General features: G+C 65.1%; 15 protein-coding genes. 2 read left to right on the top strand and 13 right to left on the bottom strand.

Annotated elements, in window-relative coordinates:
- Positions 1–4 precede the first annotated feature (4 nt).
- The 12 genes from Q0687_RS02500 to ubiE form a co-directional block, all read right to left on the bottom strand.
- The gene (locus Q0687_RS02500) at positions 5–727 is read right to left on the bottom strand and encodes a nucleotidyltransferase family protein (protein ID WP_298871808.1); all 723 of its coding nucleotides are present in this window, start codon (positions 725–727) and stop codon (positions 5–7) included.
- Between the two features lie 123 nt (positions 728–850).
- Positions 851–1168 carry a PilZ domain-containing protein gene (locus Q0687_RS02495; RefSeq protein ID WP_298871805.1) on the bottom strand — a complete coding sequence of 106 codons (318 nt, stop codon included), beginning with the start codon at positions 1166–1168 and terminating at the stop codon, positions 851–853.
- An 87-nt stretch (positions 1169–1255) separates the two neighbouring features.
- Positions 1256–2776, bottom strand: a complete 1521-nt coding sequence (gene tsaE / locus Q0687_RS02490; RefSeq protein WP_298871802.1) for a tRNA (adenosine(37)-N6)-threonylcarbamoyltransferase complex ATPase subunit type 1 TsaE — start codon at positions 2774–2776, stop codon at positions 1256–1258.
- Complete coding sequence (locus Q0687_RS02485; protein ID WP_298871799.1) at positions 2773–5277, bottom strand: PAS domain-containing sensor histidine kinase; 2505 nt, start codon at positions 5275–5277, stop codon at positions 2773–2775. Before Q0687_RS02485 ends, tsaE begins: the two co-directional genes overlap by 4 nt.
- A gap of 188 nt (positions 5278–5465) precedes the next feature.
- The gene (locus tag Q0687_RS02480; protein WP_298871797.1) at positions 5466–6065 is read right to left on the bottom strand and encodes a TetR/AcrR family transcriptional regulator; all 600 of its coding nucleotides are present in this window, start codon (positions 6063–6065) and stop codon (positions 5466–5468) included.
- A 10-nt stretch (positions 6066–6075) separates the two neighbouring features.
- Positions 6076–6753 (bottom strand): cupin domain-containing protein, encoded by a 678-nt coding sequence (locus Q0687_RS02475; RefSeq protein WP_298871794.1) that lies wholly within the window; start codon positions 6751–6753, stop codon positions 6076–6078.
- Positions 6754–6765: 12 nt separating this feature from the next.
- On the bottom strand, positions 6766–7476 hold the full coding sequence (locus Q0687_RS02470) for an SDR family NAD(P)-dependent oxidoreductase (RefSeq protein ID WP_298871793.1): 711 nt from the start codon (positions 7474–7476) through the stop codon (positions 6766–6768).
- A 3-nt stretch (positions 7477–7479) separates the two neighbouring features.
- Positions 7480–7878 carry an MAPEG family protein gene (locus Q0687_RS02465; RefSeq protein ID WP_298871791.1) on the bottom strand — a complete coding sequence of 133 codons (399 nt, stop codon included), beginning with the start codon at positions 7876–7878 and terminating at the stop codon, positions 7480–7482.
- Positions 7879–7993: 115 nt separating this feature from the next.
- On the bottom strand, positions 7994–8452 hold the full coding sequence (gene dut, locus Q0687_RS02460; protein ID WP_298871790.1) for a dUTP diphosphatase: 459 nt from the start codon (positions 8450–8452) through the stop codon (positions 7994–7996).
- Complete coding sequence (coaBC, locus tag Q0687_RS02455) at positions 8449–9891, bottom strand: bifunctional phosphopantothenoylcysteine decarboxylase/phosphopantothenate--cysteine ligase CoaBC (RefSeq protein WP_298871789.1); 1443 nt, start codon at positions 9889–9891, stop codon at positions 8449–8451. Before coaBC ends, dut begins: the two co-directional genes overlap by 4 nt.
- 72 nt (positions 9892–9963) lie before the next feature.
- Entirely contained in the window at positions 9964–11538 is a 1575-nt protein-coding gene (ubiB, locus tag Q0687_RS02450; protein WP_298871788.1) for a 2-polyprenylphenol 6-hydroxylase, read from the bottom strand.
- Complete coding sequence (gene ubiE / locus Q0687_RS02445; protein ID WP_298871786.1) at positions 11535–12296, bottom strand: bifunctional demethylmenaquinone methyltransferase/2-methoxy-6-polyprenyl-1,4-benzoquinol methylase UbiE; 762 nt, start codon at positions 12294–12296, stop codon at positions 11535–11537. The genes ubiB and ubiE overlap by 4 nt, the downstream gene beginning before the upstream one ends.
- Positions 12297–12377: 81 nt before the next feature.
- Here ubiE and mutM point away from each other — a divergent pair, with 81 nt between their 5' ends.
- The gene (gene mutM, locus Q0687_RS02440; RefSeq protein WP_298871783.1) at positions 12378–13259 is read left to right on the top strand and encodes a bifunctional DNA-formamidopyrimidine glycosylase/DNA-(apurinic or apyrimidinic site) lyase; all 882 of its coding nucleotides are present in this window, start codon (positions 12378–12380) and stop codon (positions 13257–13259) included.
- Positions 13260–13533: 274 nt separating this feature from the next.
- Here the strand turns inward: mutM and Q0687_RS02435 are convergent, their stop codons facing one another.
- Positions 13534–14277: a ParA family protein gene (locus Q0687_RS02435; protein WP_298871782.1), complete on the bottom strand. Its 744-nt coding sequence runs from the start codon at positions 14275–14277 to the stop codon at positions 13534–13536.
- A gap of 243 nt (positions 14278–14520) precedes the next feature.
- Between Q0687_RS02435 and ggt the strand changes: the two genes are divergently transcribed.
- Entirely contained in the window at positions 14521–16200 is a 1680-nt protein-coding gene (gene ggt / locus Q0687_RS02430; protein ID WP_298871780.1) for a gamma-glutamyltransferase, read from the top strand.
- Positions 16201–16282 lie beyond the last annotated feature (82 nt).

Raw genomic sequence — 16282 nt, 5'->3', positions numbered from 1 at the left:
GGCCCTACGCCACGCTCTCCAGAAACGCCTCTTCCGCGGCGTGCACCGCATCGGGCGTGCCGACATGCATCCAGACGCCGTCGAGGCGCAGGCCGAACAGGCGCTCCTGCTCATTGGCGCGGTCGAACATCTTGGTCAGCGAGAATTCGCCCTGCGGCGCGCCTTCGAAGATCTTCGGCGACAGGATCGCAGCGCCCGCGTAGACGAACGGCACGATCTCCTTTTCCTTGCGCTTGCGCAGGGCGCCGTCGGGCAGCATGCCGTAATCGCCGCGGCCGCTATAGCCGATGCTGGTTGCGGTCGGCGCCATCAGCAGCAGAATGTCCATGCTTGCGGGATCGAAATTTTCCGCGAGCCGCGCCAGATTGGAGCGAACCCCGTCGATCCAGAGCGTGTCGGAATTGACGTGGAAGAACGGGGCGTCACCGAGCAGCGGCAGCGCCTTGACCACGCCGCCGCCGGTGCCGAGCACCTGGTCGCGTTCGTCCGAGATGGTCACGCGCGGATGCTGGCGGTTTGCGGTGTGCGCGATGATCTGGTCCGGCAGATAGTGCACGTTGACCACCGCGTCGGTGACGCCGGCTTGGCCGAGCTTGTCGAGCACGTGGTCGAGCAGCGGCTGGCCGGCCACCGGCACCATCGGCTTTGGCATCTTGTCCGTCAGTGGACGCATGCGCAGGCCGAATCCTGCGGCGAGCACCATGGCTTTGGTCGGTTTGACGGACATACCCAAGCTTTCTCGAACCTCAAATTCGCGTTTGCAGCAATCCTAGCACGGAGCTGACACGTCCGCACCGCATCTCAACGGCCTTAGCCACCCGCCGTGACGGTTGTACGACGTGTGTTGCGCTCATGCCCCGACAGCTGTGGAGCGCGCCTTTTTCTTCTTGTCGCTTTGCTTGAGAAAATTGACGCCGATTTGGTCGCCATTCACCCAGGCCAGTTCGCAGCGCCGGTACGCGAGTCCGGTGGACGACAGCAGCAGAAAGAATTCCTTCAGATGCAGGCCTTCGACCGAGCCGTCGATGGTCAGCTTGGCGCCGCTCTCGGAGACGTCCTCCATGTTGCATTCGCGCCGCCAGGTGCCGTCAATGCCCATCATCTGGGCCGCAATCCCGCGTTCGAAAACAACTCTGGCGTTCCCGCGATGATCCGTCTTGACCGCCATCTGCCCTTGCTCCAACCCGTTTTTGTCCGGCTGCCCGCGGGCGATGATACCGGTGCGATGGCTAACAGCGGGTAAACCGGTTCCAGCTCAGGATTGCGGCGGCGGCACGTTGGCGAGATACCAGCCGCGCAAATGCTCCAGTGCGGGATGCGCGAGCGAGCGCTGCAGATAGGTCCAGATCCGCGGCTGGTGGCGCAGATAATGCGGCTTGCCGTCGCGGCGATTGAGCCGGGCGAAGGTGCCGAGCAGGCGCGTGTTGCGCTGCGCCGACATGATGGCATAGAGCTCGGCGAAGCCGGCCGCATCGAAGCTGGGATCGTCCTTGCGGCGCGCCTTGATGTAGCGCGACAGCAGCGTCAGCTCGAGGCTCTCAGGCACGTCGATGCGCGCGTCCTGAAGCAGCGACACCACGTCATAGGCGTGCGGTCCGAGCACGGTGTCCTGGAAGTCGATCACGCCGACGCGCGCCATGCCTTCGCGGTTCGCGAGCCAGATCAGATTCGGCGAGTGGTAGTCGCGGATGACCCAGGTCTTCGGCGCGGCCAGCGGCTTCTTCAGCAGCTCGCGCCACATCGCGAAGAATTCCGCGCGCTTTTCGTCGCTGAGCGGCGCGTTGCGATCGGGCAGATACCATTCCACCATCAGGCCGATCTCGATCAGCAGCGCGTCGGTGCCCCAGGTGGGAATGGTATAGGTCTGCCCGTCCAACGGCAGCGTCTGCGGCAGCGTCTTGCCGTGGAGGACGGCCAGCACGTCGGTCGCGGCTTCATAGCGTTCCGGAATCGGCCGCGACGGATTGCCTTCGACCACGCCTTCGTGGCCGAAATCCTCCGAGATCAGAAAGCCGTGATCGAGATCGCAATGGTGGATTTTCGGCGCGGAGATTCCCGCCGCGCGCAGGCCTTCGTCGATGGCGACGAACGGCTTGATGTTCTCCGCAAGATGCACCGCGGTGCTGTAGGATTTTCCATTGTAGATCGCCGCGCCATCGGGGCGCTGCGGCGAATTCATGAGGATGACGCCGCCATCGTCGCGGATCAGGCGCGCGTAGGAGCGGGTCGAGGCATCGCCAGGCATCCGCTTGCGCGTCGCGTCGAGATAACCTGATCTGTCGAGGAACTCGCGCAGCGTCTTCAACCGCTCGACCGTCGCCGCACTCTTGCCGTAACCGGTGATGTCGGCGGCGCGCGCGGTCGAGCCCAGCGCCGGCCGATGCGTCAGCGCGATGTCGATGCGGTCTTCAGGCATCGCCGACGGTGCACGCTCGGGCCATTCGATCAGCACCAGCGTCGCATCGGGGAGCGGCGACAGCCCGATCTCTTCGAGCTCGCTCTCGTCCTCGACACGGTAGAGGTCGGCATGCAGCACGGCAAAGGCTGCGAGCTCGTAACCCTGCACCAGCGTGAAGGTCGGGCTCGGCACTTCCAGCTCGTCGTCGCCGGCGAGGTAGCGGATCAGGCTGCGGGCCGCGGCGGTCTTGCCGGCGCCGAGGTCGCCCGTCAGCGTGATGGTGTCGCCGGGGCCGACCAGCAACGCGAGGTCGGCCATCAGTTGCGCGGTGGCCGTCTCGTTGTGAAGCGCGACGGAGAGTTTGGTGGGTTCGCTCATTCGGCGGCGTCGCGATGCGCCGCCTGGTCGGTCGGGAAGTCGCAGATCACCACCGTGCCTTTGCCGACGACCGAATCCACCTGCACCTTGCCGCCATGCAGTTCGACGAAGGAGCGCACCAGCGACAGCCCGAGCCCGGCGCCGCGATGACGCGAGCCCTGCGAGCGGCTTTCGAACCAGTTGAACACCTTGTCCTTCATGTCGGCGGGTATTCCAGGTCCGGAATCTGTCACAATGAAGACCACGCTGTGCTCGGTGCGGCGCGCGCTGATCCCGACGGTAGAATCCTGCGGCGAGAAGCCGACGGCGTTGGCGAGCAGGTTATAGAGCACCTGCACCACGCGCTTCTCGTCGCCGATGAAGCTGCCGACATCGGGCGCGATCTCGACCTTGAGACGGATGCGGTCGGTGGCGAGCCGGTCCTGGATACCTTCGGCGGCAAGCTCGATGGTCTTGCTGACATCGACCGGGCCGAGCTCCAGCTTCATGGCGCCGGCATCGATGGTGGCGAGATCGAGGATGTTGTTGGTGAGCGCCAGCAGCGCGTTGGTCGATTTGGTGACGTAGTCGAGATATTCGGCCTGCTTCGGCGTCAGCGGCCCGGTCGAGGGATCGCTGAGGAAATGCGCGAAGCCGATGATGGTGGTGAGCGGCGAGCGCAGCTCGTAGGAGACGTGGTGGACGAAATCCACCTTCATCTGGTCGGCGGCCTCCAGCGCCTCGTTGCGCTCGCGCAGCGCGCGCTCGACATTCTCCGTGTCGGTGATGTCGAGGAAGGTCAGCATGGTCGCGCCGTCATGCAGCGGCCGGATCATGCCGTCGAGCACGCTGCCGTCCTTGCGCTCCAGCTTCAGCGGCACGTCGGCGCGGTTCTCGATCGAGGTGATGGCCTCGCGGATCTGGCGCCAAACGTTGGGGTCGTCGAACAGCTGGTGGCACCAGCCCTCGACGGTCTGGATATGCGGCTGCTCGCGCATGGAATCGTTCGAGAGCTTCCACATCCGCAAGAAAGCCGGATTGAACAGCTGCGCCTTGCCGTTGCTGCCGAACACGGCGACACCTTCGGCGAGGCTGTCGAGCGTCTCGCGCTGGACCCGGATCATGCCGTCGAAGCGGCGGGCGAGCTCGAGGCTCGCGGTGACGTCGTCGAACAGATAGGTGACGCCGCCCTCGGGGTTCGGCGTGGTGACGACGGAGAGCGCACGGCCGTCGGGCAGGTACCAGGTATCTTTCGCGGTCTCGACCGCGCGATAGGCCTCGTGCAGCTTGGCTTTCCAGGCGCGGAAGTCCGGCTGCTCCGGCAGTTTGCGCGCGGCACGAAGCCGGTCGAGCACGCTGGAATCATCAGGATTGGCGTCGAGGAAATTGCGGTCGAGGTCCCACAGCCGCCGGTAGGAATCGTTGTAGAAGGCAAGGCGCCGCTGGCCGTCGAACACGGCAACGCCTGATGAGAGCTGGTCGAGCGTGCGGCGATGCGCCTCCGCCATCCGCACCAGCGCGGCGCTGAGGGCATCCGCTTCGGAGGCGTCGATCGCGACGCCGACACTGCCATGGCCGACATTGAGGGAGCGCACGTCGTACATGCGCCGCTCGCCGCCGATCACGATCGGCAGCCGCGAGGTGAAGTGAGCGGTGTCCTTCAGGCCGCGCTCCATGGCGGTGCGGTCGGCGCTGTCGAGCAGCTCGAGCTTACGCTCCTGGGCGTCCACGATGCTCGTGGCCTCGGTCGCGCGCACATAGGCCGGATTGGCGAAGGTCAGCGCGCCGTTCTCGCCCTTGGCCCAGATCGGCCATGGGCTGGCTGCGGCGAAGCCGCGCAGCATCTCGGTCTCGTCGGACAGCGCCTTGTAGCGCAGATTGGTTTCGGCGAGATCGCGCCGCAGGCCGGAGAGTTCGCGAATCCGGACAATAGCTTGGCCGCCGATGGCGCGGCCGATGGCTTCCAGCGTGTGGCCGTTGGCGGTGGTCAGCGTCAGCTGGAAGCCATCGCCGCGTTCGCGCAGAGCGTCGACGGCGTGATCCATCTGCAGCGCCGGTTCCGGCGGCAGCCAGGTTCCGAAGGCGAGCACGCGTTGCGGCGAGGAATCGCGGGGCAGCACCATGGAGATGTCGCCCGAGATCTGCGCGCGATCATCGCCGGCCGGCCAGGAGATCAGCACCTGCGGCTCGGCAAACAGCAGTGCGCCGAAGCGGTCGGTCTGCAGCTGGAGTTCCCTGATCCGCCCGAGCAGCGTCGCCTCGTTCTTTGCCGTGCGCACGCGGGTTCGCATCAAAAGGATCGCGGCCACGACCGTGAACCCGAGCAAAGCCAGCGCGGTGGCGAGCACCGCGAGTTCCTGCCGGTTGAAATCCAGCAATATCGAAAGTGTGTCGACGAGGTCGGCGGCCTTGGCCGGCTCAGCCGGCAACAGCGCTGCGAGAGCGCCTCCTAGCAGGCTGTTGCGCGCCAACGAAGTGCACGACAGCAGCGTCCGACGCATCGACACGATCACGCCTGACATAGTTGCCCCAAGACCGCACGAATTGACCTCGCGGCGACCCCCGTCGCGCGCGAATCAAACGACAATACCCCCACCGCGACTCCACCGGTAAGAGTCCAGACCGTGAACGGGAATCCCACTGGGGAAAAAAGCAGCCACCGAACTCGGTCCGGTGCCAAATGAGCCCGTAATCTCGCGGATTCGCCAGGTTAGGAACCGGCGGTGAGTTCGAGTTTCATCACAGTGATGACGTCACGCAGCTGCGCGGCGTCGCCGGTGGTGCGTTTCACCAACAGCGCGCCCTGCAGGGCGCTGAAGACGAAGCGCGCCATCTTGGCCGGTGGCGCGGCCAGGGTAAATTCGCCGCCGCGGGTTCCACGCTTGAGAATGTCGGTCAGCCAGTCCTGATGGCTCTGGAAGAAGCCATCGACGCGAGAGCGCAGCGGCGGCGGTAGCGCCAGGATTTCGCCGGCCAATGCTCCGCACAGGCAGATTCGGTCGGGCGTCTTGGCGAAGCCGATATAGGGCTCGAGATAAAACTCCAGCATTGCCATCGATGATCGTGCCTGATCGGCGCCGATCGCTGCCAGTGCATCGCCGAAGCGCGTCACGTAGCGGTCGACGACGGCCACCCCGAGATCGGTCTTCGATGGGAAATGATAATGGATGCTCGCCTTGCGGATACCGAGGCTGTCGGCGATGTCCTGGTAACTGAAGGCGCTGTAGCCGCGTGTCTGGATCAGCGTCTCGGCAAGATCGAGGATCTGTTCGGCGGTCTCTGATCTCGGCTTCGGCGCCGTCGTCGTCATGCAGTCCCCATCATGATGGCATCGGCGGGAGATGACCTCGTTTGACCCAATACGTCGCGCCGCCGGTTGAGCCAAGCGCGCGCCGGAACATGGGTGGATTCCTGATCCAGGTCCCCTCGCCGTATTGGCCGTAGGCGTCATGCAGGTCGCCCGCCAGGATGAATATCTCCTCGCCGGCCGGGCAGTCCACCTCTTCCAGCGTCGTACCCGGCTGCAGGCGCTCCAGCGCCACCGTTTCCCTGCCGGGGATAGCGCAGAGCGGGAGCGTTGCCAGGCCTGCCTGGCCGCCATCCCGCCACGTCGCCCGCGCGGTGTCGACGATGAGCCGGTCCTTCTCGCCCGGCTCCATCTGTCGGAGTTTGACGAGGATCGTGCAACCCGGCGCGGTCCGCGGCGTGTGACGGCTGAGCGGCGGATTGCGGATATAGGTTCCGGCCGGATAGTCGCCATGCTCATCGGAAAACACGCCGTTCAGCACCAGAAACTCCTCGCCGAGCGTATGCTCATGTGCAGGAAACGAACTCGCCGCGGCGTAGCGAACGAGCGAGGTGGCGCGCGCAACTTCCCCACCGATCCGGTCGAGCATGCGGCGCTCGACACCCGCCTGTGGGGAAGGAATCCAGGGCATCGTTTCGGTCGCGATGACGACGCGCTGGGTGAAGTCGGCATTGATGCGATCATTCGCCATGAGACTCTCCTGCTAGAATTTCTCCGTGAAGGGGCGCAGGTCCATCTCCTGGGTCCAGGCCGATGGCGGCTGCGCCGCGAGCTGGAAGTAGGCCTGCGCGATCGCTTTCGAATCCATCCCGCCGGCCTTCGCCGGTCCGAAGCGTTGATCGGTCTTGGGCGCGTCGATCAACCCGTCGATCACGACATGGGCGACATGAACGCCTGTCGGGCTGAATTCGCGGGCAAGCGCCTGGGCAAGTCCGCGGAGCGCGAATTTGGCCGACGCGAAAGCGGAGAAGTTGCTGCCGCCGCGCAGGCCTGCCGTCGCGCCCGAGAAGATCACAGTGCCGCTCCGACGCGCGGCCATGTGCGGAAGCACGGCTTGCGCGGACAGCATCGCACCGAAGCAGGCAACGCGCCAGACCTCCTCGAAGGCCTCAGGTGAAATTTCGCCGAATGGCCGGATCATCAGAACCTGTGCGTTGTGAATGAGCACGTCGATGCGTCCGGCAATGGGCGCAAGCGCGCGTTGAACGTCGCTCGCCCGGGTCAGATCGCAGGCCAAATGCGTGTAGCTGCCGCCGGACCGCGCGACCTCAGCGCCGATCTGCTCGGAGCCGCGGCCGGTTCGTGACAGGCCGAGCACGTCGTAGCCTTGTTGCGCGAAGGTCGTGGCGATCTCGGCGCCGAGGCCTTCGGCCATGCCCGTGACGAGCAATGTGCGTCGCTTGACGTCCGACATCGTTCAGATCCAGCGCAGGATGCTGGCGATGATCGCAATCTGCGCAAGCCAGCCCGCGGTGAACGTCAACGTGCGCGCGGCTGGAATGCCGGCGGCATAGACCACGTAATGCGCGAGCCGGGCGAAGAAATAGACGACGACGGCGGCCTTGGTTGCTGCGCTCGAAATGCCGAGCACGTGCGCGGTCAGCACGATCGGCGCGAAGATGGCCAGGTTCTCGATGGCGTTGCCATGTGCGCGAATGGCGCGTTGAGCCCAGTCCGCAAGCTTGCCGCTGTCAGGGACGCCTCCCGCAAGCGCTCCGCCGAGACCGATGGCGACGATACGACTGAGAACGTAGGGCAGCCAGAACAGTGCCGTCATGAGTGCGGTCAATGTCAGCCAATAAAGTTCGGTGGTCACTCGCCTCTCCTCTGGTTCACGGGTGCCAAGCTTATCTACCTATTAGTAGGTAGAGTCAATCGGCGCGCATTCGCGAGTCCGTGAGGACCTGGTTTCTGAGGACGAGAGGAGGGAGTTAGCGCCCGGTCGACCCGAAGCCACCGGTGCCGCGGTCGGTCGACGACAGCGTCGCCACCGGAACCAGCGCAGCCTGCACCACGGGCGCGATCACCAGCTGCGCGATGCGCTCGCCGCGCTTGATCACGAACGGTGCTTGTCCGTGGTTGATCAGGATCACCTTGATCTGGCCGCGATAGTCGGCGTCGATGGTGCCGGGCGAATTCAACACGGTGACGCCGTGCTTGGCCGCGAGGCCCGAGCGCGGCCGCACCTGGGCTTCGAAGCCCGATGGCAAGGCGATCGCAAGCCCGGTCGGCACCAGCGCGTAGCCGCCCGGCGCAAGCGTCATCGGCTCGCTGTCTGCAACCGCCGCCATCAGATCGAGGCCGGCGGCGTCCGCGCTCTGGTAGGCCGGCAGCGGCAGGCCCTCGGCGTGGGCGAGTTGCTGTAGTTCGACCGTGACTTGGTTGCTCAAGATGCCGGCTCCGGGATTTTGTCGGCTACGTTCTTCACGATATGCGCGACCAGTTCGATGGCGACCTGTTCCTTGGTCATGACAGGCCAGGAATCAACCGTGATCTCGGCGTTGTTCTCAGCATTCTTGCTGATGAGGTGCACCGTGTTGCGGTCGCCGCCCATCACGCCTGATGCGGGCGAGACATCGTTGGCGACGATCCAGTCGCAGCCCTTGCGGGCGAGTTTTGATTTCGCGTTGTCGATGAGGTGCTCGGTCTCGGCGGCGAAGCCGATCACCAGCGGCGGGCGCTTGTCGGCGAGTTTTGAGATCGTGGCGAGGATATCGGGGTTTTCGACCAGCTGCAGCGGCGGCATGCCGGCCGACGTCTTCTTTAGCTTCTGCTCGCCTTCATTGGCAACGCGCCAGTCGGCGACGGCGGCGGCGAAGATCGCGATGTCGGCGGGAAGCGCAGATTGCACCTGCTCCAGCATCTGCCGCGCTGATTCGACATGCTTGACGGTGACGCCGGCAGGATCGTCGAGATCGACAGGGCCGCTCACGAGAATCACCTCGGCGCCCGCGGCCTGCGCGGCGGCGGCAATCGCAAAACCCTGCTTGCCGGAGGAGCGGTTGGCGATATAGCGCACCGGATCGATCGGCTCGTGGGTGGGACCCGCCGTGATCAGCACGCGCTTGCCGGCGAGCGGCCGCGGCAGCGGCGGCCGCAGCAGTTTCTCGGCGGCATTGGCGATCTCGATCGCCTCCGACATGCGGCCGATGCCGGCTTCGCCCGCTTCTGCCATCTCGCCTGAATTGGGGCCGATCATCAGGATGCCGTCGCGCTGCAGCTGTGCGACGTTGCGGCGGGTCGCCGCATTGTTCCACATCAGCGGATTCATCGCCGGCGCCAGCAGGATCTTTCTGGAGGTCGCGAGCAGAATGGCGCTGGCGAGATCGTCGGCATGACCATTTGCCATCTTCGCCATCAGGTCAGCGGTGGCAGGCGCCACGACGATCAGGTCGCAGTCGCGCGCGAGGCGGATATGGCCGGCGTCGAACTCGCTCTGGGGATCGAACAAATCGGTGTAGACGCGCTCATGGGAGAGGGCGCTGACCGAGAGCGGCGTGACGAATTGCTCGGCGGCCTTGGTCAGCACGCAGCGAACCTCGATGCGCCGCTCTTTCAGCCTGCGGATCAGGTCGAGTGACTTGAAGGCCGCGATGCCGCCTCCGATGATCAGGGTGACGCTGGCCTCAGGGACGGCGCCGGTGCGCAGGGGCGCAGGTGCTGCCTCGGGCGGCGCTGAAAACGGCGTCAGCGGCTCCTCGCGGCCCTCGATCAGCTCCCTGAGGATGACCCGGACCTCTTCCTCGACCGACCTGCGGTTCTTGGCCGAGCGCAGCCGCAAATAGGTTTTGACGGCGTCGTCGAGCTTACGGATGGTCAGGCTTGCCATGACGCCCTCCAGCACGGAATGATAGCGATGCTATCACTCAGCTGATTGCAATGCAATCAATCCTTCAGGCCGTCAAAGATTCCGGACGGCAATCAGGATGCCGATGAAGGTCACGGCGATGATCCAGACCGCCACGGTGCGCCAGCGGTTCTTGCGGCCCTCACTGCGACCCATGGCGGCGATGCTCTCCGGCGACAGCCGGATGCCCTCGCGCGTCATGGTCTCGAGTTGCTCGAGCACGGCGACCGAGCGCTGGGCGATGTCGGGCAGGCGCATCAGCACCTTGGCGAGGGCGCCGCCGCCGGCGAGCGCGCCCTGCACCCGGCCGATCGGGCCGAGATTGCGCTCGATCCATTCGCGCACCACGGGGTCGGCGACCTTCCAGATATCGAGCTTGGGATCGAAGCCGCGGGCCACGCCTTCGACCACCACCATGGTCTTCTGCAGCAGGATCAGCTCCGGCCGCGTCGTCATGTCGAACAGGCCGGTGACCTCGAGCAGCAGCGTCAACAGCCGCGCCATCGAGATTTCCTCGGCGGTGCGGTTGTGAATGGGCTCGCCGATGGCGCGGATCGCCTGCGCAAAGTTCTCGACCGAGTGATGCGAGGGCACGTAGCCCGCCTCGAAATGTACCTCGGCGACGCGGCGATAATTGCGGGTGATGAAGCCGAGCAGGATTTCGGCGAGGAAGCGCCGCTCCTTCATGCCGAGCCGGCCCATGATGCCGAAATCGACCGCGACGAGGCGGCCGGCGTCATCGAGGAACAGATTGCCCGGATGCATGTCGGCGTGGAAGAAGCCGTCGCGCAGCGCGTGACGCAGGAAGCTCTGGATCACCTTGCGGCCGAGATCGGGCAGGTCGACCTGCGCTTCTGCGAGACGCTTGTGATCGTTCAGCGCGATGCCGTCGATCCACTCCATCGTCAACACGTTGTGTGTGGTGCGGTCCCAGTCGACATCGGGGACACGGAAATCAGGATCGTCCTGCGTGTTCTCCGCCATCTCCGACAGCGCGGCGGCCTCCAACCGCAGATCCATCTCCATCGCGACCGAGCGCGACATGGTGTTGATGACTTCGACGAGGCGCAAACGTCGCGCCTCGGCCGAATAGGTCTCGGCCTTATGTGCGACGAAGAAGAAATCGGAGAGGTCGCGGCGGAAGCGCGATGCCACGTTTGGCCTGAGCACCTTGACGGCAACAGACCTGCGGATGCCGTCGCGCATCACCTCGCCGCGATGCACCTGCGCGATCGAGGCGGCCGCCACGGGCGGACCGAACGTGACGAAAATATCCTTCAGCGGCCGTTCCAGCGACGTCGCGATCGCGGACTCGGCTTCGGCTTGCGAAAACGGCGGCAAGCGATCCTGCAGGCTCTCGAGGTCGCGCGCCATATTGAAGCCGACGACGTCAGGGCGCGTCGCCAGGAATTGGCCGAGCTTGAGATAGGCCGGGCCCATCCGCGTCAGCGCGTGCGAGATGCGTGGTCCCTGCTTGGCGCCGCGGCGTTCGACCAGGCGCGCCATCTTCAGGGCGAGTTGTCCGGGCGGTGGCACCAGGTTCGGGTCAACGGCGCCGAAAACGCCCTCGCGCGCAAACACGAAGGCGGCGCGGATCAGGCGCGAAACGTGGGTGATGGCAGAGATCACAAACGCCAGCCCGAATGCAGTGCGACGATGCCGCCGGTCAGGGTCTGCCAGCTCACGCGGGAGAAGCCGGCCTCGCGGATCATGTCGGCGAAGGCGTTGGGCTTCGGAAACTTACGGATCGATTCGACGAGATATTGATAGGATTCGGCGTCGCCCGTGACCATGCGGCCGAGCGGCGGGATCACCTTGAACGAGAACAGATCATAAAGCTTGTCGAGGCCGGGCATCTCGACGGTGGAGAATTCCAGGCACAGGAAGCGGCTGCCGGGCTTCAGCACGCGATAGGCTTCACGCAGCGCCTTGTCGATTTGCGGTACGTTGCGAATGCCGAAAGCGATCGTATATGCGTCAAAGCTGCGGTCGGCGAAGGCGAGCGCTTCGGCATTGCCCTCGACGAAATCGACCTGGGTCTCGAGATGGCGCTTGGCGGCGCGCTCGCGGCCCACGGCGAGCATGTCGGAATTGATGTCGCAGACCGTGGCATGGAAGCCGGGGCCCGCCGCCTTGGCGGCCCGGAACGAGATGTCGCCGGTACCCCCGGCAACGTCGAGCAATGCAAACGGCCGGTCGCCACGGGGCGGGTCGAGCGTGTTGATCATGATGTCCTTCCAGACCCGGTGCAGGCCACCGGACATCAAATCGTTCATCAGGTCATAGCGCGACGCCACGCTGTGAAACACATCGTTCACCAGCGTCTGTTTGTCCCCGAGGGGAACGTCTTTGAAGCCAAAATGCGTGGTTTCGCCCGGCCGATCCATTACTCTACTCCACTGGGCGGACCATAGCCCGCCCGCCGCAATGGCGCTATCACACCGCCCTCATAAGGTGAATGCCTGACCATGCCTGAATTGCCCGAAGTCGAGACCGTCCGCCGCGGCCTTCAGCCCGTCATGGAGGGTGCGAAAATCGTCGTTGCGGAGGCCCGCAGGCCCGATTTGCGCTTTCCGTTCCAGCCCGATTTCGTGGCCCGGCTGCAGGGACAGATCGTCACGGGACTTGGCCGCCGTGCAAAATATCTCATGGCCGATCTCGGCTCCGGCGACGTGCTGCTGATGCATCTGGGCATGTCGGGCTCGTTCCGCGTCATCAAGCCGGACAACGAGGCCGCGCCCGGCGAGTTTCACTATCCCAAGGGGAAGGATTCCGCGCACGACCACGTGCTGTTTCGGATGTCCTCGGGCGCCGACATCGTCTTCAACGACCCCCGCCGCTTCGGTTACATGAAAGTGATCGCGCGCAACGCCCTTGAAGACGAGCCACTGCTGCGCGATCTCGGCCCCGAGCCGCTCGGCAACGAGTTCGACGCCGCGATGCTGGCGCACGCCTGCCGGGACAAGGCCACGAGCCTGAAAGCGGCGCTGCTCGACCAGCGCGTGGTCGCGGGGCTCGGCAACATCTACGTCTGCGAAGCCCTGCACCGCTCGCATCTGTCGCCGCGCCGGATCGCCGCGACCCTGTCGACCAAAAAGGGCGAAGCTACGGACCACGCCAAGCGGTTGGTCGGCGCCATCCACACCGTGCTGAACGACGCCATCAAGGCCGGCGGCTCGTCATTGCGCGACCATCGCCAGACCTCGGGCGAGCTTGGCTATTTCCAGCATTCCTTCAAGGTCTACGACCGCGAAGGCGAAAAATGCACGACCCCGCGCTGCGGCGCCACCGTGAAGCGCTTCACCCAGAACGGGCGGTCGACGTTCTGGTGTCCGAAATGTCAGAAATAAAGATCGGGCCTGCCGCCGACAGGTCGTGAGTCTCGGCGAAGACGGCGGCCCCACCCCGTCATTGCGGAGGATAGAGTGCTGTCGTCGCAGAACTCAGCTCGACGCCGGTCTACTGTGCATGGGGTTGTTTTCGACATTTTGGTTCGAGGGTGCGTTCGCCATCGTCGAAAAGCGCGAAGCGAAGCAATCCGGCCGGGCTGGTGGCCGGATTGCTTCGTCGCTGGGGCCCTTCCGGATGGTGGAGGGCCGGCTGTCGTCTGAGCGATCGCCCCGCTCAGGACGCCAGTGTCGTCGTCTCGTCCGCCGTTTGCTCGGCGGCGATATGCAGCACACCGTTGGCCGCAGAGATGACCTGGTCGATCAGGACATTGGTGGTGGCTTCGAGCTCGAGACGGGTTTCGATCCAGCGCCAGAGGCCGCGGACCTCCTCGGTCGACTTGCCGTTCGGCGCGAACTCGCTGACCGCGAGGCCCGATGCGAGCGAGTCCTGGTGGTCATTGCGCATCACGATCAGCGGGCGCGCGAGCACGTCAGCGAGATCCAGCGCGGCTTCCTCGGCGAGCGTATTGGCCGCATTGTCGATGCGCTGGCCGCGGATCGGCGTCTGGTTCAGCACGAAGCTGTAGGGACGCTTCCAGGCCCGCGCGACGCTGACAGTGGAGACGGTCGCCTCGATGTCGGCGACGCTCGGGCGAGCTGGGATCAGGCAGAGGTCGGAATGGCGGATCGCGGCCGTTGTCGCGGCGGACAGGCCCGCTGCGGTGTCGACGATCGAGAGCTGGAGACCGCTCTCGGCGAGCATGTTCAGCCGCGGCGCGAAATCGGCGGCGTGATAGATCGGCTCGACGACCACGTCATCATTGTTGCGGCGGCGGGCCCAGTTGGACAGGGTGCCCTGCGGATCGGTCTCGATCAGGCGAACGGTGAAGCCGGCCTGCTTGGCAGCCAGCGCGAGGCCGATGGCGAGCGTGCTCTTCCCACTACCACCCTTTTGGGTGGCCAGTACGATCGTGTGCATGGAGAGTTGAATCCTTTGGAGTGCTTGGGTCTCGGGATAACGCCACGCGAACGTGCATCGCATTTCGATGCTGAGCTCTTCTCGCTCAGGACGTGCCCTGCCCGATCCAAAGGGGACCGCGGATGTCCGAATCAACAGTAACGATGATGGCAGAATCAGGAATGCCAGCTAATCCGTACCATTACTGGACCCGTAATCCTGCGTGTGATGTGCTCGCCATCGTGAACAAGAAGGACATCAGGCATGGGCGGAAATTGGCGCGACCGGACGGCAACGGGTTTTGAATGCCAGAAGATGCCGGCGGTCTCGAGCCGCGGCATGGTCGTGAGCAACCACCCGCTGGCGTCCAGCGCCGGCGCCGAGATGCTGGCGGCCGGCGGCAACGCGATCGATGCGGCGATCGCCACCCTGTTCACGCTGACGGTGGTCGAGCCGATGATGGTCGGCATCATCGGCGGCGGCATGGCGCATATCCGCCTCGCGGACGGCAGCCACCGCATCATCGACGGCCAGAGCACGGTGCCCGCCTCGGTGCGCGACACCACCTACATTTCGAAGCCGGGCTCGGCCCACGACGTCTTCGACACCGTCGGCAACGAGAACCTCAACGGGCCGAAGGCGGTCGCCACGCCGGGCTCGCTGAAAGCCTGGTGCGAGACGCTGCAAAGGTTCGGCACCATGTCGCTCGCCGACGTCATGCAGCCGGCGATCAAGCACGCCGCGCGTGGCTATGCGGCGACGCCGTATTTGCACGAATGCATCAGCGAGAGCGCCGCCGTGATGCGCAGGGACAAACCGATCGCGGCGATCTATTTGCCCGACGGCGAGCCGCTCAAGGTCGGCGCACGTGTGGTGCAAGCGGAATATGCCGAGACGCTCCGCTATATCGCCGACCACGGCGAGCAGGCTCTTTACGAAGGGCCGCTCGGCGACATCCTCGTCGACTACATGGAGAAAGCCGGCGGCTTCATCCGCCGCAATGATCTGACGAGCTACAAGACGGTCGAGCGTCAGCCGATCCGCGCCGACTATCGCGGCTGGAGCATTTTTGGCCCGCCGCCGCCTGCGGCCTCCGGCGTGCACATCGCGCAGATGCTGAACATTCTGGAGGGTTACGACATCGGCGGCCTCGGCTTCGGCACGTCGGAGACGATTCATTACCTCGCCGAGGTCCTGAAGATCGCTTTCGCCGATCGCGCCGCGGCGAGCGGCGATCCTGATTATGTCGGCGTGCCCGTGGAGAAGCTGACCTCGAAGGCCTATGCCGAGGAGCGCCGCCGCGCGATCGACCCTGCGCGTGCGCAAGCCTGGGGCGCCGGCGTCACGCAGCTCGAAAGCGCGCACACCACGCACATGACTGCGGCAGACAGTTTTGGCAACGTGGTCGCGACCACGCAGACCATCAACAATCTGTTCGGCGCCAAGATCATGATCCCCGGTCTCGGGGCCATCGCCAACAATTACATGAACCTGTTCGATCCGCGGCCGGGCCACGCGCTGTCGCTGGCGCCGGGCAAGCGCGTGACGACCTCGATGTCACCGATGATGGCTTTGCGCGATGGCAAGCTGCGCTATGCGTTGGGCCTGCCCGGGGGAAAGCGCATCTTTCCGAGCGCCATGCAGGCGCTGGTCAATCTGATCGACCACGGCATGAGCCTGCAGGAAGCGGTCGAGGCGCCGCGCGTCTGGACCGAAGGCAATGCGCTCGAGGTCGAGCAGGCCGTGCCGGAAGCCGTGCGCGCAAAACTCGCAGCGCTCGGCCACAAGGTCCAGCCGGTCGCGACTGTCGCAGGCGGCATGAACGGTATCGCCTTCCACGACGACGGCACCATGACCGGCGCCGCCTGCTGGCGTGCAGATGGCACGCCGGTCGGCATTTCCGGCGGGCTTACGAAAGCCGGGATCAGATTCAGTCTGAGTTAGACGTCCGCTCTTGAAACGACGAACGTCGTCCTCTGCCTTGAACGAACACGAATCTAGTGACTGGCAGTTTTGGAACGGCCGC

This window comes from uncultured Bradyrhizobium sp. (assembly GCF_936928535.1).
Classification (GTDB): domain Bacteria; phylum Pseudomonadota; class Alphaproteobacteria; order Rhizobiales; family Xanthobacteraceae; genus Bradyrhizobium.
The sequence above is the reverse complement of the archived record's forward strand: the minus strand, read 5'-3'. Positions and strand labels throughout refer to the sequence as shown.